Source organism: Pseudoneobacillus rhizolycopersici (assembly GCF_054786815.1).
In genome coordinates this window covers 30,743-51,021 of the sequence record NZ_JBTOOE010000029.1, presented here as the reverse complement: position 1 = coordinate 51,021, position 20,279 = coordinate 30,743, and the positions used below count along the sequence as shown (strand labels likewise).

Sequence of the window (20,279 nt, the reverse complement as noted above, 5' to 3'; positions counted from 1 at the left end):
CATGCCTGCCTGTCACGCAGGAGATCGCGGGTTCGATTCCCGTCGGGACCGCCATGATATTTTAGGGAATTCAGGCGAAACATAGCGTTTCGTTTTTTATTTTTTTGCCCTAAAGGGAAAAATCATGTAAACTACATATATTGATGTTCATCCTTAGGAATAATCCTAAGGATTTTTTAATCTTAGGGCTAAAAATATATAAAATGGGAAGAAATTGAGGGTATAGTTAGATTTTTTAGTGGAAATGAACAAATTACTTTAAGAAGTCCTGAATAATTGATATTTTATGGCTAAAATTAGCGATTTTCCTTAATTTAATTTTTGGAAATGCCCAACTTTATATATATTTGTCCAACTTTTAGGATATATGCCCGACTTTTGAACACTTATTTCCAACTTTTTAATTATATGCCCAACTTTTGAGTACTTATTTCCAACTTTTCAGATATATGCCCAACTTTGAGCAAATATGCCCAACCTAACAAATATTTGCCCAACTGCTTTAAGCGCAAATAGCTGGCTTTTCATAACGATTGCCAAAACCTTTTACAAACAAAATAACACTTCTATAGGATTACATTAATTAAATACTTTGATTAAGGTGAAAATATATGGAATATCAATACCTATCCAGCAGTACAGAACAAACCAAACTATTTGCCAGAAATTTAGCCAAGCTACTTCAGCCAGGTAGTGTCCTTACCCTTGAAGGAGACTTAGGTGCTGGAAAAACCACTTTTACAAAAGGGCTGGCAGAAGGACTAGAAATTAAAAAGGTCGTTAACAGTCCAACCTTTACAATCATAAAAGAATATCATGATGGAGCGATGCCTCTTTACCATATGGATGTTTACCGATTAGAGGATGAACATGAGGACCTCGGCTTTGATGAATATTTTAATGGCAACGGCGCAACAGTTGTAGAATGGGCACATTTAATAAATGACCAGCTCCCATTTGAACGACTATCGATCTACCTTACTCATAGTGGTGATGATGCTAGAACGATAAAACTTATTCCTTCAGGAGCACAGTACGAGGAAATATGTAAGGAGATTTTCAAATGACCATTCTTGCAATAGATACATCAAACTATCCACTAGGTGTTGCCTTATTAACTGATGAGGAAGTCATCGGCGAGTATATTACCAATATAAAAGGTAATCATTCTATAAGAGCAATGCCTGCCATTCAATCACTCATGAAAGATTGTGGGGTAAATCCGAACCAGCTAACAAAAATTGTAGTCGCCAAGGGTCCAGGTTCCTATACTGGGGTAAGAATAGGGGTTACCATTGCCAAAACCCTTGCTTGGAGCCTTAATATTCCTGTAGTTGGTATATCAAGTTTAGAGGTATTAGCTGCTTCGGTAGGAAGATACTTTCCAGGATACATCTCTCCATTATTCGATGCCAGAAGAGGACAGATTTATACTGGATTATATCGTTATCAAAAAAACGAAATCGAAACCATCCAACCGGATCAAAACGTGTTAACGACAGATTGGGTCAATAAGTTAGCCGAATTAGAACAACCGATTTTATTTGTCGGAAATGATTTGCCAATACATAAAGAAGTAATTAAACAAGGATTAGGAGAGAAGGCTATTTTTGCCCAAATGACCGAGTTAAACCCACGTCCATCTGAATTAGGTCTTTTAGGAAAAAATAGACCTTCCGAAGATTTACATCATTTTGTTCCTAACTACGTTCGAATGGCTGAAGCTGAGGCAAAATGGCTAGAAGCCAATCCGATTGAATCTAAAGGATAAGGAAGATTAGTTCCAATGAATGACTCATTAGTATTTCGCCATATGAAAGAAGAAGATATTGACCAAATTCTCGTGATAGAAAAACTAAGTTTCACAATCCCTTGGAGTAGAGAGTCCTTCTATAATGAAATTCATAATAACCAATTTGCTACTTATGTTGTTCTAGAGGATGGCGATAAAATTATTGGATATTGTGGTGTTTGGATTGTAGTCGATGAGGCCCATATTACGAACATTGCGGTTCTACCGGAATATCGTGGACGAAAATTGGGGGATGCGCTTCTCGATAAAGTAATGGACGTGGCTAGAGAAAAAGGAGCCCAATCGATGACATTAGAGGTACGTGTTTCGAATGTGGTGGCTCAAAATTTATACCGTAAATATGGATTTAAAAATGGCGGCATTCGTAAAGGGTATTATACGGATAACCATGAGGATGCTTTAGTAATGTGGGTGAAGCTGTGATGGAAAAAGATTTATTAATTATGGGCATTGAGACAAGCTGTGACGAAACGGCTGTGGCCATTATCAAAAATGGTAACGAAATCGTAGCCAATGTGGTTGCCTCACAGATCGACAGTCATAAGCGTTTTGGCGGTGTTGTTCCGGAAATTGCCTCAAGGCATCATGTTGAACAGATGACGATTGTTTTAGAAGAAGCAATGAACCAGGCAAATCTCACCTTCAGTGACCTTGATGCCATTGCCGTAACGGAAGGACCGGGGCTGGTCGGTGCTTTATTAATCGGAGTGAATGCAGCAAAAGCACTGGCGTTTGCTCATCAAATTCCATTAGTATCTGTTCATCATATAGCCGGGCATATTTATGCGAACCGTTTAGTAAAAGAAATGACTTTTCCACTCCTTTCTCTTGTTGTTTCAGGTGGTCATACAGAATTAGTTTTGATGAGAGAACACGGACATTTTGAAGTGATTGGTGAGACTCGGGACGATGCAGCTGGTGAAGCTTATGACAAAGTGGCAAGGGTGTTAAACCTACCTTATCCAGGTGGTCCCCATATTGATCGTCTAGCTCAAGAGGGCGAGCCAACGCTTGATTTGCCAAGAGCGTGGCTTGAAGAAGGCTCTTATGATTTTAGTTTTAGCGGATTAAAGTCTGCTGTCATTAATACGGTGCATAATTTAACCCAACGTGGTGAAACGATAGCTCCTGAAAACCTGGCTGCAAGTTTTCAACAAAGTGTAGTGGATGTACTAGTGAAGAAAACAGTTCAAGCTACAAAAGAATATCATGTTAAGCAAGTACTCCTAGCTGGTGGTGTTGCAGCTAATAAAGGGTTACGCAATTCACTCGAGGTAGCATTTGCGGAAATGCCAGAAATCGATTTAGTCATACCGCCCTTGTCGCTGTGTACGGATAACGCAGCGATGATTGCGGCTGCTGGTACTATTCTCTTTAAGAAGGGCCATCGGGCGGGCATGGATTTAAATGCCCATCCAGGTCTTGATTTAGAAATCCACAATCATTCGAAATAAAAAATACATCCCCCCTTATGATAGGGGGGATTTTTATGTGGATAACTCGTTTTTCTATCCACAATACTGTGTATAATGTGGACGAATTTCATCTTTTCTGTGGATAGTGTGTATAAGTCTGTTGATAGCTTTTGAAATAGGCATTTTAATGTGTATAGAATTGTGGATTACTTTTATTAATAGTATTTAACCGAAAATATTTTGAAAAACTCATAGTAAGGTAGCAGTGAAATTAACAAATATTAGCAGATATATAGTATAATTTACTTGAAATTTTATCGAAATAAGGGTGATGAGATGATCCTCTTAGTTGTTCTAGTCCCAAAGTATTAAGCAAATGATAATATTTTGGGAGGAATCAAAATTGGAAATGACTTATTCATTATTTACCTTAAGTGAAAGACCGGAATTATTAAGTCAAGTGGAGCAGCTTCATGCAAAGGGATGGGCAAAATTCATGCTGTTTGATGAGGTAGCTGCAAAGTATTTTGGAGAATTGCCTACTCTTTTTCCGCAGTTTCAATTTGTCTTGCAAGATGAAACGGGAGAGGCGATTGCTTGTGGAAATTCGGTTCCTTTTCATTGGGATGGGAATGTGGATCACTTACCAGCTGGCTGGGATGGAGTATTGCAACGTAGTGTTGAGGAACATCATAAAGGGATTGAACCGAATACAGTTTCGGCCATTGCGATTGTTGTAAACCCATCGTTTCGTGGTGGTAGAATAAGTGAATTAATGGTTCGAAAAATGAAGGAGTTAGTCCGTCAGAATGGGTTCGAGCAAATGGTTGCGCCAGTTAGACCGTCGTTAAAGACGAAATATCCTTTGATTCCAATGGAACGTTACGCATACTGGAACAATCAAGAAGGATTTCCGTTTGATCCTTGGTTAAGGGTTCACGCTAGATCCAATGCCATTATATTAAAAGTGGCCAACGAATCAATGAAGATCTCAGGTAGCATTAGCGACTGGGAGAGCTGGTCAGGGATGAAATTTCCCGAAAGCGGTCTATACACATTGCCCGAAGCACTTGTACCAATAGAAATCAATATCGAAGAAGACTATGGTGTCTATATTGAGCCAAATGTATGGATGAAACATTTATTATAGAAAGCGAGAGGGAGTCCTTGAGTAGGCCTCTCTCTTTTTTTTGTGCACTTTATGAACAAAATGAGCCAAACGTTTTTAATATTGTTTAATTCTATAAACTATGAATGTTTAAAAAATTTTGTAAAATAAAGAAAACGCTTTCAAAGGGGGAAGTAAAATGTTTTCTTTCAAGAAATTTTCAGCGGTTATGATTGCTGGAGTTTTAGCATTAAGTTTAGGTGCTTGTAGTAGTAAGGATACGTCAAGTGATGGGACTAAGGAAACCGGGAAAGGTTATCCACAAAAAGCAATCACAGTCGTCGCTCCTTCAGGTGCAGGTGGGGGCTGGGATTTAACCGCTCGCTCTTTTGCCAAGGTATTAGGAGAAACAAAATTAGTTGGGCAACCAATGACAGTAGAGAATAAGCCAGGTGGTGGCGGAGCTGTATTTATGGCAGAGTATGCGACCCAACATGTTAAAAATAATGATATGCTTTTTGTCAATTCACCACCTATTATTATTAACAATCTGAAAAAAGAAGGAAACAGTCCGTATGGCTACCAAAACACAACACCTCTTGCCCAACTGACAAAGGATTTTGGTGCAATCGTTGTAAAAGCAGATTCAAAATATACGGATTTAACATCACTTTTAGAAGATGTTAAAAAGGATCCAAGTAAACTTACTTTTGCCGGTGGTTCGGCTCCTGGTTCAATGGACCATTTAATTTCGATTTTACCTGCCTTTAAATATGGTGTAGACCCAACAAAGGTTAAGTATGTTTCCTATGATGGTGGGGGAGAAGCGATTACTGCTTTACTTGGTGGAAATGCTGACGTCATCGGGACAGATGCATCAAGTGTGAAGGAGTTTTTAAAAGCAGGGAAGGTTCGTGTCTTAGCAGTCACTTCACCTGATCGTTTAGGTGGGGATTTCCAAGATGTTCCGACGGCTACTGAACAAGGTGTAGATGCAGAGTTTACGATCTGGCGCGGAGTATTTGGACCGGAGAAAATGTCTGAAGAAGCGAAAAACTATTGGGTAGAAAAAATTGACCAACTTGTCCAAACACCGGAATGGCAAACAGAAGTAGAAACACAAGGCTGGGAAATGGAATATAAAAACAGCGATGATTTCAAATCATTCTTACAAGAACAAGAAACATTGGTTAACCAATTGTTAGAAGCTTTAGGTATGCAGAAATAGAAATGTAAAAAGAACGAGGGGAAGGAGCTAGTCTCTCCTTCCTTATTCTATTAAAGGGGGACCATAGAATGGATATAAAATTTGACCGCATTGCCGCGATCTTATTCCTGACTGTTGGTGTTCTATTCATCATCGGAAGTACCCATCTTTCAAGCACTTCCTATGGAAGTAGTGTTGGACCTAATATTTTTCCACTATTTTTAGGAATTATGTTAGCGTTATTAAGTGTTCGCCTATTCTATGAAACTTTCAAATATAAAAGAGCAGATGGTAATCATAACGGTAAATTACAAATTAAGCCATTCATTATTATATTTATTGCGACATTTATCTACATTGTAACGTTGGAAACACTTGGCTATGTCATTACAACGTTTCTTTTTTTATTTGTTTGCTTTCAAACGATGGAACGTACGAAAATGGTTACTTCGCTAATTGTCTCGGCATGTTTTTCTGGAGCTGTGTATTATGTTTATGTTCATATCTTACAAGGAACGCTACCGGGTTGGCCAGTTTGGTTTTAAGGAAAGGGGGTTGCAGCTATGAGCACCATCGATTATTTATTACAAGGATTTGGAACTGCACTTATATGGTATAACTTATTATTTGCGTTTGTGGGGGTATTAATTGGTACGGCTGTAGGTGTTTTACCTGGAATTGGTCCTATGAGCGGGGTGGCCCTATTAATTCCGGTTACCGCTTCATTAACCGGAGGCCTACCACCTGAACAAGCAGCAACGAGCGCAATCATTCTCTTGGCTGGGGTGTATTATGGGGCAATGTATGGAGGATCAACAACATCGATACTCTTAAATACTCCCGGCGAATCTTCCTCTGTTGTCACGACGTTAGATGGTTATCAAATGGCGAAAAGGGGGCGAGCGGGTAGCGCCTTATCAATTGCGGCTATTGGGTCTTTTGTGGGTGGGGTTGTGACCTTAGTGGCATTAATTGTCTTGGCGGAACCCTTATCAAATATTGCGTTAAAATTTGGGCCTGCGGAGTATTTTTCCTTAATGCTATTGGGGCTTGCCGCGGTTAGTGGTTTAGCAGGTAAATCAGTGACAAAGGCATTAATTATGACCGTGAGTGGTTTATTACTAGCAACAATCGGTATCGATAATGTCTCGGGAATTGCTAGATTTACGTTTGACACGCCTTGGCTTTACCAAGGAATTGAGTTTTTAACGATTGCTGTTGGGTTGTTTGCTTTAGGCGAGGTTTTTAAAACCATTTTAGAAAAAGACGAAGATGAAGGCGAAATTGCTAGAATTAATAATCTTCTGCCATCTAAAGAAGAATTTAAGGAATCAGCCGCACCAATCGCACGCGGCTCTATTTTAGGATTTTTTATTGGTATTTTACCTGGAGCCGGTGCGACGTTAGCTTCGTTCTTTTCTTATATTTTAGAAAAGAAAATCTCTAAAGACCCATCAAAGTTTGGTAAGGGTGCCATCGCTGGTGTTGCGGCACCAGAAACGGCTAATAACGCAGCATCTGGTGGAGCAATGATCCCCTTATTAACGTTAGGTATTCCGGGGTCTGGAACAACAGCCATCCTGATGGGGGCGTTGATGATGTACAATGTTCAGCCTGGACCGTTATTGTTCGAGGATCACCCAGGAGTTGCTTGGGGCTTGATCGCCAGTATGTTTATCGGGAATGTTATGCTATTAATTTTGAATTTACCATTGGTAAGAGTTTTTGCAAAAATAATTGAAACGCCAAAACAATTTTTAATTCCGATTATCATCGCCATTTCCATTTTCGGTGTTTATGCTGTTCAAGTTTCGACAAATGATTTATTGCTGTTATTAGCCAGTGGGTTCCTAGGATATTTTTTAAGTAAACATGATTATCCAATTGCTCCACTGGTATTGGGACTAGTATTAGGGCCAATGATTGAGAATAATTTACGAAGAGCTTTAACCATTTCAAATGGGGAATACGACATATTTTTCACGCGTCCCATCTCGTTAGTATTCTTACTGATGACTCTTCTTTGGTTGCTCATTCCAGTATTGATGAAAATGAGAGGGAAAAAAGTGATCATAAATGTTGAAGGGTAATAATTAATCATTTTGATTTTTAAGAAAAACTCCTTTTTATAAGGGGTTTTTTTCTATATGATGAATGAGAGGTGTTGCGGTATGCGTTTACATACGAAACTAATGGTGGGAATATTCATCTTAATTCTCGCAATGGGTGGTATTTTTGATATTACCTTTCGACAGATAATCGAAACAAATCTTGAACATGAAATCGGAAGTAAAGCCCTATCGGTAGCGCAATCCATCTCCCATATTCCAGAGATTCAAGAAGCATTTTTTACGGATCACCCAGCTGCGACGATTCAGCCGATTGCGGAAAGGATTCGGAAACAGGTAGGAGCTGAATTTATCGTAATCGGAAACCTAGAGGAAATACGCTATTCACACCCAAATCCAATCAGAATTGGACAAAAAATGGTCGGAGGAGATAATGGCCTTGTTTTTAAAGGTGAATCGATTATATCAGAATCGACGGGAACATTAGGCCCTTCATTAAGAGGGAAGGCACCTATTTTCGCAGGAGATAAGGTGATTGGTGTTGTTTCTGTTGGTTATTTAAAAACCGAAATTGAAAAGGAAGTTGCTAAGGTCCAACAGAAAATTTTGGGGGTTACCTTGTTTATTTTATGTGGAGGAATGTTAGCTGCTTTTCTCATTTCATTTAATATTAAACGAGCTATTTTTGGTCTTGAACCGAAGGAAATTGCATGGATGTACCAAGAAAAACATGCAATTTTAGAGTCGATTCATGAAGGAATTATTGCGATTGATACAAAAGGAAAAATAACCGTCGTCAATGAAACGGCGCATCGGATATTAAATATACCCAATCATGTCCTCCTTCGCGGGAAAAGAATTGATGAGGTTATTGAAAACACTCATTTGCTCGAAGTTGTTCAAACGGGACAAGCTGAATATGACAGGGAAATATCCATTTCGGGTGAAGTCTTTTTAACGAACCGGATTCCCATTCAGAATCATCATGGTCAAATTATCGGTGCCGTTGCTAGTTTAAGGAATAAATCGGAGTTATATAAGCTTCTTAAGGAATTGTCCCATATTAAATCTTATGCGGAAGGGCTGCGTGCGCAGACGCATGAGTATTCGAATAGACTATATACTTTACTTGGTTTAATTCAACTAGGTTCATATAAAGAGGCAATCGACTTTATTTCAAAAGAAGTAGACATAGCCCAAACGTTTATTCATTTTTTAATGGAGGAAATACCGGACCCAATGATTGCCGGGTTCATTCTTGGTAAGGCAAGCTTAGCAAGCGAGTTAAAGATCCATTTTACCGTAGACCGAGAAAGCAGTTTTAAGGACGTTCCAACTGATATAAGTAGAGACCAGTTAATCACGATTATTGGTAATCTCATTAATAATGCTTTTGATGCAGTTAAAGAAAATGAAAGAAAAGAAGTGACTTTGTTTTTAACTGATTTAGGTAAAGATTTAATTATTGAGGTTGAAGATAATGGCACGGGTATATCAGAAGAAAAGCAAAATCAAATTTTCCAAAGGGGTTATACAACGAAGAACGGTAGCGGGAACGCAGGTATTGGACTAAGTTTAGTTCAAGATTTAATTATAGGCTTAGGTGGTTATATTACGGTTAAGTCATCAGAAGGAAATGGCACGATTTTCACTGTGGCTATTCCAAAGAGCAGGGGGAAATAAAGGTGAAGGATATTGAGGTACTAATTGTTGAGGATGACTTACGAATTGCTGAAATCCAGAAACGCTTTATTGAACAAATTAACGGGTTCCAAACGGTAGGGATTGCGACAAATTATCTAGAAGCTAAAAGTTATTTCGAAATCATGCAACCCGACCTGTTATTATTGGATGTGTTTTTTCCGGATATGAATGGTATTGATTTGTTAAAAGAGACTAAACAGCAGTCTAAACAGATAGACGTGATTATGATAACGGCCACAAAAGAGATTGATAAGGTACAAGAGGCGGTTAGCATAGGAGTCTTTGATTATATGATAAAACCGGTAGTCTTTGAGAGATTTAAGCAGTCGCTTACTCGCTATCAGGATTATCACCAACACTTACTGAAACTGCAAAAAGAAACAAATCAAATCACTCAACAACAGGTGGATATGCTGTTGCGTAAAGAGATGGATGGAGAATTAAAGGAGAAAAACTACTTACCGAAGGGAATTGACCCGCTTACCCTTGAAAAGGTAATGGACGTGGTAAGCAGGGAAGGAAACGGGCTAACCGCAGAGGTGGTAGGGAATGAAATCGGTGTGAGTCGAACAACTGCCAGACGGTATCTTGAGTATCTTATAGCTGAAGGGAAGATTGAAGCCGATTTATCATACGGAACAGTGGGTCGTCCGGAAAGGGTCTATATGATCAAAATTTGATAAGACGTATTTTTGTCCAAACAGGTCAGGTCATCAAGATGTGATTGGTGCCCGTTTTAGGTTGGAAATCGGAAAAAAAGTCATCAAACTCCAGTTTGATGACTTTTTTTCCTCACACTTGAATTTTACTCCGCTAGTTCCGCCCATTCTTCCATTAGCCTATCTAATTCTGCCTTTGCTTGTTCGTTCCTATGATTGATTTCTATCACTCTTTCATGATCCTGGAACACTTCGGGCTCACATAGCAGCGATTCAAATTGTTCGATATCCTCTTCAAGCTGGGTAATCCTAGCTTCTATTTCCTCGAGCTTCCGTTTCCGTTGTCGTTCCGCCCTTTTGACTTCCTTATCCTGCTGGTAAGATGTTTTTTCCACGACAGCGGTGCTCATTGGCTGGTCTTTTTGCTCAAGAGCCTTAAGTTCAATAGCCTCTGTTTTCTTTTCTAGATAATAATCATAGTCGCCTAAAAACTCTGTACAGCCATCGGAACTCAATTCCAATACCTTCGTTGCTATTCGGTTAATAAAATAGCGGTCGTGAGAAACAAAGAGAATCGTCCCTGGATAGTCAACTAAGGCATTCTCGAGCACTTCCTTACTATCTAAATCAAGGTGGTTAGTTGGCTCGTCGAGAATAAGGAAGTTGGACTTTTGCATCATCAATTTTGCCAAGGCAAGGCGGGCCTTTTCGCCACCGGATAATGTGGAAACAATCTTTAGAACATCCTCTCCTGAAAAAAGGAAATTTCCAAGGACAGTGCGTATATCCTTTTCAGGCATTGACGGATAGTCGTCCCATAGCTCATTAAGAACCCGTTTATTGGAAGTGAGCTCTGCTTGTTCCTGGTCGTAATAGCCGATTGTCACATTCGATCCTAAGCGGGTGCCGCCTGAAATCGGGGCGAGCTTTCCGATAATGGTCTTTAGTAACGTTGATTTTCCGATTCCATTAGGTCCGACGAGGGCGACACTTTCTCCACGAGTTAACCGGAATTTTAGGTTCCTTGAAATGGCCTCTTCGTGATAACCGACCGATAAATCTTCAAGGTGAAGCACCTCATTCCCACTTTGTCTTTCGATTTGGAAGCCAAACGATGCGGACTTTTCATCGCCAAGAGGTCGGTCCAAACGCTCGATTTTTTCTAGCTTTTTGCGGCGAGACTGGGCCCGTTTCGTAGTGGATGCACGGGCTAGATTTCGTTGGATAAAATCCTCCAGCTTGGCGATTTCCTCCTGCTGTTTTTCGAATATCTTTAAATCGCGTTCATAGTTTTCCGCTTTTTGATCCAAATAGGAAGAGTAATTTCCAAGAAACTTTTGAATTTGATTTCTCGACATTTCATAGACTTGAGTGACAACTTTATCTAAAAAATAACGGTCATGTGATACGATTAAAATGGCCCCATCATAGGTTTGTAAATACTGCTCGAGCCAAGAAAGGGTTTCGATATCTAAATGGTTGGTAGGCTCGTCCAATATTAAAATATCAGGCTTGGTTAATAGAAGCTTACCAAGGGCTAGCCGTGTTTTTTGACCACCGCTTAAAGTGGCAATTTTCGTTGTATAGTCGAAGGTGTGAAAATTAAGTCCGTGTAAAACGGAGCGAATGTCAGCTTCGTACTGATAACCACCTAAGTCCTTAAACGTTACCTGAAGATGATCATACTCCTTTAACACACGTTCATATTGATTAGAATCTTCCAAAATAGCAGGGCTAGACATTTTTTCTTCTAACTCTCTCAGTTCTTTTTCCATCCGTTGTAGGGATTCAAAGACAGTGAGCATCTCCTCCCAAATCGATAGCTTTGATTCAAGACCAGTGTTTTGAGCGAGGTAACCGATCGTTACTTCTTTCGGTTTAATAATATCGCCAGAATCATAGCTCATTTGTCCTGAGATAATTTTCAGTAAGGTTGATTTACCTGCGCCATTCCGGCCGACAAGGGCGATGCGGTCGCGCGTTTGAATCTCTAGCTTTATATTCGATAAAATCATATCTGCGCCAAAATATTTGGCTAGTTGATTGACCTGTAATAAAATCATTTGGTTCACCTCTGTTTTTCTATCTCAAGTGTATCTTAAACGCCTTTTATCGGCAATAATAGTAAATATGTGAAGATTCATACAAACAACTCAATACAGATACCAAAAAATAGTGTATGATATTTAGTGGGGAGGAGTCCGTATGTCAGATTTTACTCATTTTAATGAAGAGGGCAGAGCGAAGATGGTCGATGTCAGCGATAAGCCTGAAACAACAAGAACAGCAATCGCACGCTCAAGCATTCGCTTAAACCAAGAAATCTATGAAAAAATAACGAATCAGATGATGAAAAAAGGTGATGTACTGGCGGTTGCCCAAGTAGCGGCTGTAATGGCCGGAAAAAAAACCTGGGAAATCATTCCGATGTGCCACCCAATTCCTTTAACGGGAATTGATATCAGCTTTTCATGGGAACCACAGGATGATGTTTACATTTTACATATACAGGCTACCGTAAAAACAAAAGGGAATACCGGAGTGGAGATGGAAGCGTTAACAGCTGCATCTGTTTGTTCACTAACCGTTTATGATATGTGTAAGGCAGTTGATAAAGGTATGGTGATTGGTCCAACATACCTTGTAGAAAAAACCGGTGGAAAAAATGGTGATTTTAAAAGAATTGGCCATATAGAATAAAATAACAGCAGTAGAAAAATCATCAAGGTAGGGGATGGGATGGTTTATGAGTAATGAGATATTAAAAATACCGCAAGCAACGGCAAAACGACTGCCACTGTACTATCGATTTTTGAAAAATTTATATTCCTCGGGTAAACAGCGCGTTTCTTCAGCTGAGCTTAGTGAGGCAGTAAAAGTCGATTCAGCAACGATTCGCCGGGATTTTTCTTATTTTGGAGCTTTGGGGAAAAAGGGCTACGGTTATAATGTCAATTATTTATTAACATTTTTCCGGAAGACATTGGATCAGGATGAGCTTACAAAGGTTGCCTTAATCGGTGTTGGGAATTTAGGTACAGCTTTTTTACATTATAATTTCTTGAAAAACAATAACACCAAAATTGAAATGGCTTTTGATGTCGATGAGGGTAAAGTAGGCAAACCTATCGGTGAAATCCTCGTTCACAATATGAATGATTTAGAGGCAAAAATTGTCGAAGCCGGCATACAGGTAGCTATTTTAACCGTACCAGCACCTGTTGCTCAAAGTATTACAGATAGACTTGTACAAGCAAATGTCAAAGGGATATTAAATTTTACCCCTGCTCGTTTAAATGTACCAAGTTCGATTCGTGTGCACCATATTGACTTAGCTGTAGAGTTGCAATCGTTAATTTACTTTTTAAAACATTACTCAACCGATGAGACAGAGTTAGATGAAGAGTAGAAAAAATGAGTCCAGTGATTGGACTCATTTTTTCGTTGATGCTTTTATTTTAAAATGAATGGCAATCATTTTTAAACCGGCCCCTAAGTCAAAGGTAGCTAAAATGATTAACAGATAGGAGAAAAATCCCCAGCCTTCCTCTTTGACATTATTGATGGCAAAGTAGGTAAATAAAACTCCTAATAATAAATATAGAAAACCGGAAAAGATAGGTGTTTGTCTCATTTGAACCTCCAATTAGAACAACAGGCTGATAAAGCTTTGCGCTTTTTCAGCATCTTGAATCATTTTTTCAATTTCATCTTTATAAACCGACTGAAGCAGTACAACAGCCGTATTCATCATTACATGGGCAAATATGGGCACCCAAATCTTTTGTGTTCTCACATATAAAAACGCAAACGTGAATCCCATTGCTGAATATAGCAATATATGTTCAAGTTCCATATGGGCTAACGCAAAGATAACCGAACTGATTAAGGCCGATAAGAAAAAGTTTAACCTTTTATGAAGTGTCCCGAAAATAATTTTGCGAAAAATAATTTCTTCCAGAATTGGCCCAAGCACTGAACTGACAAAAATCATCGCAGGGAAGGCTTCAATAATTCGAATGATTTGTTTGGTGTTTTCTGAGCCCATTTCGATTCCAAGTATATTTTCGATACTGGCAGCGAATGTTTGAGCAAAAAAGGCCAAGAATATCCCGATAATCGCCCAAGGAAGTGCGTTGTTAGAAAAAAGTGGCGATCTTGCATGAAATAATTCACGCATTTCTTTTCGCAATAGGAATAAAACGATAACTGTAGCAAGGGAGAAACTAGCGACCAACCAATAATAAACCATTTCTCTTTCTGAAAAGGCAAGATTTGGTCCGAACATCATTTCGGCAATAGCATAAAAGGCACCCACTAAAGCACCCGATAATTGCATGGCTATATAAACTATCATAATCAACCAATATTCTCGTTTCAAACGCTCATACTCCTTTAACTACTTCTTACTTCATATTTTACTCTTAAAACAAGGTTAGTATCAAATAAAGCTACTTGATTTGCGGAATAAAAGAATAAGCGAATGATTATACTAATAGAGTTGTGGGTAAATCGCCAAATCTTGTCAAATTTAGTCGATATAAAATGGATAAAAATTTTATGCATGATACTTGCAAAATAAATCAAGATTCATTAATATAAAAATTGTGTTAGCACTCAATGTGCTCGAGTGCTAATAATAAAAACTACATAAAAATTGAGGAGGTTATTTTTCATGTTAAAGCCACTAGGAGATCGCATTGTCATCGAGCTTGTTGAAACTGAAGAAAAAACTGCAAGCGGTATCGTATTACCTGATTCTGCGAAAGAAAAGCCATCAGAAGCAAAGGTTATCGCAGTAGGTACAGGCCGCGTACTTGATAATGGTGAGCGCGTAGCGTTAGAGGTTTCTGTCGGTGACCGCATTATCTTCTCAAAATACGCTGGTACAGAAGTGAAGTACCAAGGTACTGAATATCTAATCATTCGTGAAAACGACATTCTTGCTATCGTAGGTTAATCTTTTATAAATCAAAAATTTCAGGGAGGTTTTACTAATGGCTAAAGAAATTAAATTTAGTGAAGATGCACGTCGCGCAATGCTTCGCGGAGTCGATGCGCTTGCAGATACAGTAAAAGTAACTCTTGGACCAAAAGGACGCAACGTAGTTCTTGAAAAGAAATATGGTTCTCCACTTATCACGAACGACGGTGTAACCATTGCGAAAGAAATCGAATTAGAAGATGCATTCGAAAACATGGGTGCAAAATTAGTTGCTGAAGTAGCTAGCAAAACAAATGATGTAGCGGGTGACGGAACAACCACTGCAACTGTTCTAGCTCAGGCAATGATTCGCGAAGGCTTAAAGAACGTAACTGCAGGTGCAAACCCAATGGGTATCCGCAAAGGAATGGAAAAAGCAGTTGCAACAGCTGTTGAAGAATTAAGATCAATCTCTAAGCCAATCGAAAACAAAGAATCAATCGCTCAAGTAGCAGCTATTTCTGCTGACAATGCTGAAGTAGGTCAATTAATCGCTGAAGCAATGGAGCGCGTTGGAAACGATGGCGTTATCACAATCGAAGAATCTAAAGGCTTCACAACTGAGTTAGATGTGGTAGAAGGTATGCAATTTGACCGTGGATACGTTTCTGCTTACATGGTAACAAACACAGAGAAAATGGAAGCTGTATTAGACAATCCATACATCTTAATTACGGATAAAAAGATTGCTAGCATTCAAGAAATTTTACCAGTGTTAGAACAAGTAGTTCAACAAGGTAAGCCATTATTATTGGTTGCTGAAGATATCGAAGGTGAAGCATTATCTACATTAGTAGTGAACAAGCTTCGTGGAACATTCAATGCAGTAGCGGTTAAAGCTCCTGGATTTGGTGACCGTCGTAAAGCAATGCTTGAAGATATCGCTGCATTAACTGGCGGTGAAGTCATCACTGAAGAATTAGGCCGTGACCTTAAGTCTGCAACAATCGCATCTTTAGGACGCGCTTCTAAGGTTGTTGTAACAAAAGAAAACACAACAATCGTTGAAGGTGCTGGCGAGCCTGCAAGCATTTCCGCTCGCGTAAACCAAATCAAAGCTCAATTAGAAGAAACTACTTCTGAATTTGACAAAGAAAAATTACAAGAGCGCTTAGCTAAGTTAGCTGGCGGTGTCGCAGTAATCAAAGTTGGTGCGGCAACTGAAACAGAATTGAAAGAGCGTAAACTACGCATTGAAGATGCTCTAAACTCTACTCGCGCTGCAGTAGAAGAAGGTATCGTATCCGGTGGTGGTGTTGCCCTTCTAAACGTTTATACAAAAGTGGCTGCATTAGAAGCTGAAGGTGACGTTAAGACTGGTATCAACATTGTTCTTCGCGCAATGGAAGAACCAATTCGCACAATCGCACACAACGCTGGTCTTGAAGGATCCGTTATCGTTGACCGCTTAAAGCGTGAAGAAATCGGTGTCGGCTTCAACGCTGCAACTGGCGAATGGGTAAACATGATCGAAGCTGGTATCGTTGATCCAACTAAAGTAACTCGTTCTGCACTTCAAAACGCTGCATCTGTAGCGGCTATGTTCTTAACAACTGAAGCAGTTGTAGCTGATAAGCCAGAAGAAAACAAAGGTATGGCTATGCCAGACATGGGCGGCATGGGTGGAATGGGCGGCATGATGTAAATACTTCTTCATTCAGAGGAGTATTCATCCGGATAGCTTATTTCAATAGTAAAAACCACTTCCTAAAAGGGAGTGGTTTTTTTGTTGTTAGATTTTCTTATCTTAGATGACTGTGGGTTGTATTTAGTATAAGTGTTGGATATTGTATTATGGATAATAGAACGACATCCTCAATAAATATTAATCATATAAAAATTAAGGAGAATGACATGACATGGAGCAAATTGAAGCAAAATCTGGAGAGTTTTCTCTGTCCTGCATTATATGGAAGAGTTGAATACCGTGCAACCAGCTACCGTTATTTACCTGATAAAGCGGGACTTTGTTATATTGCGGTAGATAAAAAGAATGTACTCAATATGAGCGATGTAACCATAATCAGATGGTATCAGACGGAGCAGGAAATAAAAAATGATACAGATATCCAAATTCCTATCAGCAATGAGGAAATGGAAGCGGTAAGAAAAGAAACCAAGGGGATAGTTCCAGAGGATCGTCTACAAGTGATTGCAAGGGGTAGAAAATTATCAGAATATGCAAAGAAGCTTATTTCAGCGCAGTCATCTTTAAGTAAATCAAATTTTATCGTTGTAGCTAATAAGTTTTTATCCACTTCTATAGAGGAAAGCATAGAGAGCGATGATATCCTATTAAATATTCTAGCTTTGGTGGACAGACGGGTTGGAAAAAAGAGAATATTAAACATGACCGAGAAGATGAAGTTAAAGCATCCAATTGTACAGTATTTTTATGAATTACGGCTTAGTACGTTATGATAAAAATAACTCATCACATTGCGAAATTATCACCATATAAATTTAAGTTTTATCCAAGGGCTGATTATCAAACATAATATTGTACGACTTAAATGTTCCACGATATAATGATGAGAGTTTGTGCTAAGCAGTGAGGTAGAGTATGAAAAAAACAACCAGAGACATCATTTTTATCATTATTGGTGCCTTTCTTTTTGCGTTAGGTGTTAATTTATTTGTTATTCCGAACGAGTTTGGGGAAGGCGGGGTAACAGGTATCACAATTATTACCTACTATTTATTTGAATGGTCACCAGGTTTAGTCAACTTAATTCTGAATGCATTTTTGTTAATAGTTGGTTATAAATTTTTAAATAAGGTAACAACGATTTATACGATTATTGCAGTGGTTTTTAATTCGCTATTTCTTCATCTGACAGAAGGTTGGAATATTGCTTCTGATGAAATGATGGTGAATGCTATTTTTGGAGGAATCATTATAGGGGCTGGGATTGGCTTAATTATTCGGGTTGGTGGAACAACAGCAGGTACTACCATCTTAGCAAGGATTACACATAAGTTTTTAGGATGGAATATTAGCTATGGTCTATTGTTTTTTGATCTAATCGTCGCTTTTTCATCTTATTTTATCATTGGTGCAGAAAAGCTGATGCTGACAATTATTATGCTATATGTTGCAACGAAGGTGATGGAATTTGTAATCGAAGGCTTGAATCCGAAGAAGGCCATTACGATTATTTCTGATAAACCGGATGACATTGCCAAACAGGTAACTACATCAATGGACAGAGGGGTAACCGTATACTCAGGTCATGGTTATTACACAAAAACCCCAAAGGAAATTCTTTATATTGTTATTAGTAAGCAAGAAGTAATAAAGTTGAAAAGAATTGTTCAATCAACTGACCCGAATGCTTTCATCGCTATACACGATGTTCGGGATGTGTTCGGAGAAGGATTTATTGATATTTCTAAAGCATAATAAGAGGCTGTTTTAAAAGAGCATGATAAATATCTACCTGTTTTCAAATTGTTCCTAGTGTAAGTTTTGAGCTGATTACCTTAGAAACAAGATTCTCGAAAAATATGGAAGTGAGGAAGGCTTCTCATTAGTTGATTAAACTTTTGGGAAGCCTTTTCTTTTGCTAATATTAAAAATTAAGGAATCGATGCTCTCTGCAAACAAGCTAAAGGCATAGCGCCCTTTATTTTGCTTATAGTTTTTCTTCCCACCATCCAAAGGCGACTCGAGCATTTACTTGATTTTTTCCCTGTGGCAAAAAAAATAATAAAAAGGAGCTTCCTGGAGGTATGATAAACATACCCTGGAAGTCATGTTTTGTAAGGGTTACTATCGGTTCGACTCTTCTGACAAAGGCGTATTTCCCACCTTTGGGTTTTCCCGATACAAAGCTGTCATTTTTAATTTTAACCTTGGGCATTGGTAACGGAGTTATAGCTTGGTTGCCAGCTGCAACATATGGTGAAGTTTTTCCTTTTCCGGGAAGTACACTGTTTATCCAAGCTTCAGTTGTTACTGGCTCATTGGAATAGTTGCTAATGGTATAGGCATTCAAAAACATATTCACCCCTGAGTCCGGCGGGTTGACTAATCCGCCCCATCCACTGTATCCTCCTCCAAAGGATATGATATCGGTTTGACCCAGAAAGTACTCACCAAGATAGGAGTGATATACATTTTCGGGCAATACGGTTGCCATCTGGATGTGTTTTTCATTCCCCTTTAATCTAAAGCTCATAATCTGCCTCCTCATCACTATGCATGTATCGGTCCTTCATTATTTTCCTCCCACCAGGTCAAAACAATTGTCCCTGTGATTTGCTGATTTGTTGGTGGTCTTAGAAGGATTGAGAAGGAACCTCCGGGACCAATAATAATGGAACCATTGTGTGAATCGCTTACTAGGGTAGAATTTTGAGTGACAATTCTATCGAAAATATTCACACCTCTTATCATCGGTTCAGTGGAATAACCAGCATTGTACATGATTGCTTTTGGTAAGGGAGAAGGTGAAATAGACTGATTTGTTGAAGTTACGTTGGAGGAGACTACAGCGCTTTTAGGTGGTTCGGCATTTAACCAGATTTCACTGATGAAATTTTGCGATGAAAAGTTTGTTATGGTAAAAATATCGATATAAAGATTTACTCCAGAATCAATGGGGTTTACGATTCCACCCCACGCATAATATTGGCTACCGAAATGAAGTAAACCGGTTTTCCCTATAAAGTATCTTCCGAGCCTTGAATTTAAGGCAGGACTGGCTATATTTACTATTTCCATTAACTGTTTTTCTGTTTCTTCTGGCATACTATTACCCCTAACTGTGCATTAATCATGACTATACTATGAAATAGTCTAGGGAAATGTTCAAAATGGTTAAGGTTTTCTTAAAGACAGCATCCACTCTTCTATATACTTCTTTTCCTCGTCTTTTAAACAAATGGAATCATTTGTTGGTTTTAAAGTAGGTAAGTAAACACCACTTATATATATGTCTTCTATACCACTTAAGCATGTAGAGTGTGCGAACAACTATAATAGACTATCCTTTTGAAATTGCTAACATTTTGCTAAGCGATCTAGTGAAAAACGGTTAACTCCCGTTAAAGATGTAACAATTCCAATTCGCTAACACCTTGATTTATCGCCATTTTATCCAATTATGTTAAAGGTATGAATTGGAAACACCCAGAAGGTCTTGATTCAAATTTACTTACACGTAAAAATCATCCTGTAGTTCATGTGTTTTGGAATGACGCAATGGCCTATTGTGCATGGAGTAAGGTTTCGAAAATACTAGAATGGTTCATGGTGACAAAATGATGTCGTACTTTTTGTATAAAGATGTTGACAATATACCTATAGGGGTATATT

Annotated in this window: 22 protein-coding genes; 17 read left to right on the top strand and 5 right to left on the bottom strand. The window is 38.7% G+C overall.

The window, feature by feature from the left end; translation table 11 throughout:
* Nucleotides 1–611: 611 nt before the first annotated feature.
* From tsaE to ACX9YW_RS20630, 10 genes are all read left to right on the top strand, one after another.
* Nucleotides 612–1,067, top strand: coding sequence for a tRNA (adenosine(37)-N6)-threonylcarbamoyltransferase complex ATPase subunit type 1 TsaE (gene tsaE, locus ACX9YW_RS20675; RefSeq protein WP_460350094.1), 456 nt, complete (start codon nt 612–614; stop codon nt 1,065–1,067).
* Nucleotides 1,064–1,771 carry a tRNA (adenosine(37)-N6)-threonylcarbamoyltransferase complex dimerization subunit type 1 TsaB gene (gene tsaB / locus ACX9YW_RS20670; protein WP_460350092.1) on the top strand — a complete coding sequence of 236 codons (708 nt, stop codon included), beginning with the start codon at nt 1,064–1,066 and terminating at the stop codon, nt 1,769–1,771. The genes tsaE and tsaB overlap by 4 nt, the downstream gene beginning before the upstream one ends.
* A gap of 15 nt (nt 1,772–1,786) precedes the next feature.
* Nucleotides 1,787–2,236: a ribosomal protein S18-alanine N-acetyltransferase gene (gene rimI / locus ACX9YW_RS20665; RefSeq protein ID WP_460350090.1), complete on the top strand. Its 450-nt coding sequence runs from the start codon at nt 1,787–1,789 to the stop codon at nt 2,234–2,236.
* Complete coding sequence (gene tsaD / locus ACX9YW_RS20660) at nt 2,236–3,267, top strand: tRNA (adenosine(37)-N6)-threonylcarbamoyltransferase complex transferase subunit TsaD (protein WP_460350088.1); 1,032 nt, start codon at nt 2,236–2,238, stop codon at nt 3,265–3,267. Before rimI ends, tsaD begins: the two co-directional genes overlap by 1 nt.
* 370 nt (nt 3,268–3,637) lie before the next feature.
* Nucleotides 3,638–4,378 (top strand): GNAT family N-acetyltransferase, encoded by a 741-nt coding sequence (locus tag ACX9YW_RS20655; RefSeq protein WP_460350102.1) that lies wholly within the window; start codon nt 3,638–3,640, stop codon nt 4,376–4,378.
* A 157-nt stretch (nt 4,379–4,535) separates the two neighbouring features.
* Nucleotides 4,536–5,564: a Bug family tripartite tricarboxylate transporter substrate binding protein gene (locus tag ACX9YW_RS20650; protein ID WP_460350086.1), complete on the top strand. Its 1,029-nt coding sequence runs from the start codon at nt 4,536–4,538 to the stop codon at nt 5,562–5,564.
* A gap of 68 nt (nt 5,565–5,632) precedes the next feature.
* On the top strand, nt 5,633–6,088 hold the full coding sequence (locus ACX9YW_RS20645; protein ID WP_460350084.1) for a tripartite tricarboxylate transporter TctB family protein: 456 nt from the start codon (nt 5,633–5,635) through the stop codon (nt 6,086–6,088).
* Nucleotides 6,089–6,106: 18 nt separating this feature from the next.
* The gene (locus tag ACX9YW_RS20640; protein ID WP_460350081.1) at nt 6,107–7,633 is read left to right on the top strand and encodes a tripartite tricarboxylate transporter permease; all 1,527 of its coding nucleotides are present in this window, start codon (nt 6,107–6,109) and stop codon (nt 7,631–7,633) included.
* A 57-nt stretch (nt 7,634–7,690) separates the two neighbouring features.
* Nucleotides 7,691–9,295 (top strand): ATP-binding protein, encoded by a 1,605-nt coding sequence (locus ACX9YW_RS20635; RefSeq protein ID WP_460350079.1) that lies wholly within the window; start codon nt 7,691–7,693, stop codon nt 9,293–9,295.
* A 2-nt stretch (nt 9,296–9,297) separates the two neighbouring features.
* Nucleotides 9,298–9,996, top strand: a complete 699-nt coding sequence (locus ACX9YW_RS20630) for a response regulator (protein ID WP_460350077.1) — start codon at nt 9,298–9,300, stop codon at nt 9,994–9,996.
* Nucleotides 9,997–10,121: 125 nt separating this feature from the next.
* On the opposite strand, the gene ACX9YW_RS20625 is transcribed toward ACX9YW_RS20630, so the two are convergent.
* The gene (locus ACX9YW_RS20625) at nt 10,122–12,038 is read right to left on the bottom strand and encodes an ABC-F family ATP-binding cassette domain-containing protein (protein ID WP_460350075.1); all 1,917 of its coding nucleotides are present in this window, start codon (nt 12,036–12,038) and stop codon (nt 10,122–10,124) included.
* Nucleotides 12,039–12,180: 142 nt separating this feature from the next.
* Here ACX9YW_RS20625 and moaC point away from each other — a divergent pair, with 142 nt between their 5' ends.
* Nucleotides 12,181–12,675 carry a cyclic pyranopterin monophosphate synthase MoaC gene (gene moaC, locus ACX9YW_RS20620; RefSeq protein WP_460350073.1) on the top strand — a complete coding sequence of 165 codons (495 nt, stop codon included), beginning with the start codon at nt 12,181–12,183 and terminating at the stop codon, nt 12,673–12,675.
* A gap of 46 nt (nt 12,676–12,721) precedes the next feature.
* Nucleotides 12,722–13,384: a redox-sensing transcriptional repressor Rex gene (locus tag ACX9YW_RS20615; RefSeq protein WP_460350070.1), complete on the top strand. Its 663-nt coding sequence runs from the start codon at nt 12,722–12,724 to the stop codon at nt 13,382–13,384.
* Nucleotides 13,385–13,408: 24 nt separating this feature from the next.
* On the opposite strand, the gene ACX9YW_RS20610 is transcribed toward ACX9YW_RS20615, so the two are convergent.
* Entirely contained in the window at nt 13,409–13,609 is a 201-nt protein-coding gene (locus ACX9YW_RS20610) for a YdiK family protein (protein WP_460350068.1), read from the bottom strand.
* Nucleotides 13,610–13,621: 12 nt separating this feature from the next.
* On the bottom strand, nt 13,622–14,356 hold the full coding sequence (locus ACX9YW_RS20605) for a CPBP family intramembrane glutamic endopeptidase (protein ID WP_460350066.1): 735 nt from the start codon (nt 14,354–14,356) through the stop codon (nt 13,622–13,624).
* 294 nt (nt 14,357–14,650) lie between these two features.
* Here ACX9YW_RS20605 and groES point away from each other — a divergent pair, with 294 nt between their 5' ends.
* From groES to ACX9YW_RS20585, 4 genes are all read left to right on the top strand, one after another.
* Complete coding sequence (gene groES / locus ACX9YW_RS20600; RefSeq protein WP_460350064.1) at nt 14,651–14,935, top strand: co-chaperone GroES; 285 nt, start codon at nt 14,651–14,653, stop codon at nt 14,933–14,935.
* 37 nt (nt 14,936–14,972) lie between these two features.
* Nucleotides 14,973–16,604: a chaperonin GroEL gene (groL, locus tag ACX9YW_RS20595; protein WP_460350062.1), complete on the top strand. Its 1,632-nt coding sequence runs from the start codon at nt 14,973–14,975 to the stop codon at nt 16,602–16,604.
* 209 nt (nt 16,605–16,813) lie between these two features.
* Nucleotides 16,814–17,380, top strand: a complete 567-nt coding sequence (locus ACX9YW_RS20590; protein ID WP_460350100.1) for an SF0329 family protein — start codon at nt 16,814–16,816, stop codon at nt 17,378–17,380.
* Between the two features lie 142 nt (nt 17,381–17,522).
* Nucleotides 17,523–18,362, top strand: coding sequence for a YitT family protein (locus ACX9YW_RS20585; RefSeq protein ID WP_460350060.1), 840 nt, complete (start codon nt 17,523–17,525; stop codon nt 18,360–18,362).
* 232 nt (nt 18,363–18,594) lie between these two features.
* On the opposite strand, the gene ACX9YW_RS20580 is transcribed toward ACX9YW_RS20585, so the two are convergent.
* Both ACX9YW_RS20580 and ACX9YW_RS20575 read right to left on the bottom strand, forming a co-directional pair.
* On the bottom strand, nt 18,595–19,140 hold the full coding sequence (locus ACX9YW_RS20580; RefSeq protein WP_460350058.1) for a DUF6143 family protein: 546 nt from the start codon (nt 19,138–19,140) through the stop codon (nt 18,595–18,597).
* 17 nt (nt 19,141–19,157) lie between these two features.
* Nucleotides 19,158–19,712, bottom strand: coding sequence for a DUF6143 family protein (locus ACX9YW_RS20575; RefSeq protein ID WP_460350056.1), 555 nt, complete (start codon nt 19,710–19,712; stop codon nt 19,158–19,160).
* A gap of 366 nt (nt 19,713–20,078) precedes the next feature.
* Here ACX9YW_RS20575 and ACX9YW_RS20570 point away from each other — a divergent pair, with 366 nt between their 5' ends.
* Nucleotides 20,079–20,228 (top strand): SUMF1/EgtB/PvdO family nonheme iron enzyme, encoded by a 150-nt coding sequence (locus tag ACX9YW_RS20570; protein ID WP_495995410.1) that lies wholly within the window; start codon nt 20,079–20,081, stop codon nt 20,226–20,228.
* The last annotated feature ends 51 nt before the right edge of the window (nt 20,229–20,279 follow it).

Bases quoted from the DNA above. Each gene is read 5' to 3' on its own strand.
- tsaE (WP_460350094.1), top strand. From the start codon at position 612: ATGGAATATCAATACCTATCCAGCAGTACAGAACAAACCAAACTATTT.
- ACX9YW_RS20580 (WP_460350058.1), bottom strand. From the start codon at position 19,140: ATGAGCTTTAGATTAAAGGGGAATGAAAAACACATCCAGATGGCAACC.
- groES (WP_460350064.1), top strand. From the start codon at position 14,651: ATGTTAAAGCCACTAGGAGATCGCATTGTCATCGAGCTTGTTGAAACT.
- ACX9YW_RS20650 (WP_460350086.1), top strand. From the start codon at position 4,536: ATGTTTTCTTTCAAGAAATTTTCAGCGGTTATGATTGCTGGAGTTTTA.
- ACX9YW_RS20575 (WP_460350056.1), bottom strand. From the start codon at position 19,712: ATGCCAGAAGAAACAGAAAAACAGTTAATGGAAATAGTAAATATAGCC.
- moaC (WP_460350073.1), top strand. From the start codon at position 12,181: ATGTCAGATTTTACTCATTTTAATGAAGAGGGCAGAGCGAAGATGGTC.
- ACX9YW_RS20655 (WP_460350102.1), top strand. From the start codon at position 3,638: ATGACTTATTCATTATTTACCTTAAGTGAAAGACCGGAATTATTAAGT.
- groL (WP_460350062.1), top strand. From the start codon at position 14,973: ATGGCTAAAGAAATTAAATTTAGTGAAGATGCACGTCGCGCAATGCTT.
- ACX9YW_RS20635 (WP_460350079.1), top strand. From the start codon at position 7,691: ATGATGAATGAGAGGTGTTGCGGTATGCGTTTACATACGAAACTAATG.
- tsaD (WP_460350088.1), top strand. From the start codon at position 2,236: ATGGAAAAAGATTTATTAATTATGGGCATTGAGACAAGCTGTGACGAA.
- ACX9YW_RS20585 (WP_460350060.1), top strand. From the start codon at position 17,523: ATGAAAAAAACAACCAGAGACATCATTTTTATCATTATTGGTGCCTTT.
- ACX9YW_RS20615 (WP_460350070.1), top strand. From the start codon at position 12,722: ATGAGTAATGAGATATTAAAAATACCGCAAGCAACGGCAAAACGACTG.
- ACX9YW_RS20570 (WP_495995410.1), top strand. From the start codon at position 20,079: ATGAATTGGAAACACCCAGAAGGTCTTGATTCAAATTTACTTACACGT.
- ACX9YW_RS20625 (WP_460350075.1), bottom strand. From the start codon at position 12,038: ATGATTTTATTACAGGTCAATCAACTAGCCAAATATTTTGGCGCAGAT.
- ACX9YW_RS20590 (WP_460350100.1), top strand. From the start codon at position 16,814: ATGACATGGAGCAAATTGAAGCAAAATCTGGAGAGTTTTCTCTGTCCT.
- ACX9YW_RS20610 (WP_460350068.1), bottom strand. From the start codon at position 13,609: ATGAGACAAACACCTATCTTTTCCGGTTTTCTATATTTATTATTAGGA.
- rimI (WP_460350090.1), top strand. From the start codon at position 1,787: ATGAATGACTCATTAGTATTTCGCCATATGAAAGAAGAAGATATTGAC.
- tsaB (WP_460350092.1), top strand. From the start codon at position 1,064: ATGACCATTCTTGCAATAGATACATCAAACTATCCACTAGGTGTTGCC.
- ACX9YW_RS20640 (WP_460350081.1), top strand. From the start codon at position 6,107: ATGAGCACCATCGATTATTTATTACAAGGATTTGGAACTGCACTTATA.
- ACX9YW_RS20645 (WP_460350084.1), top strand. From the start codon at position 5,633: ATGGATATAAAATTTGACCGCATTGCCGCGATCTTATTCCTGACTGTT.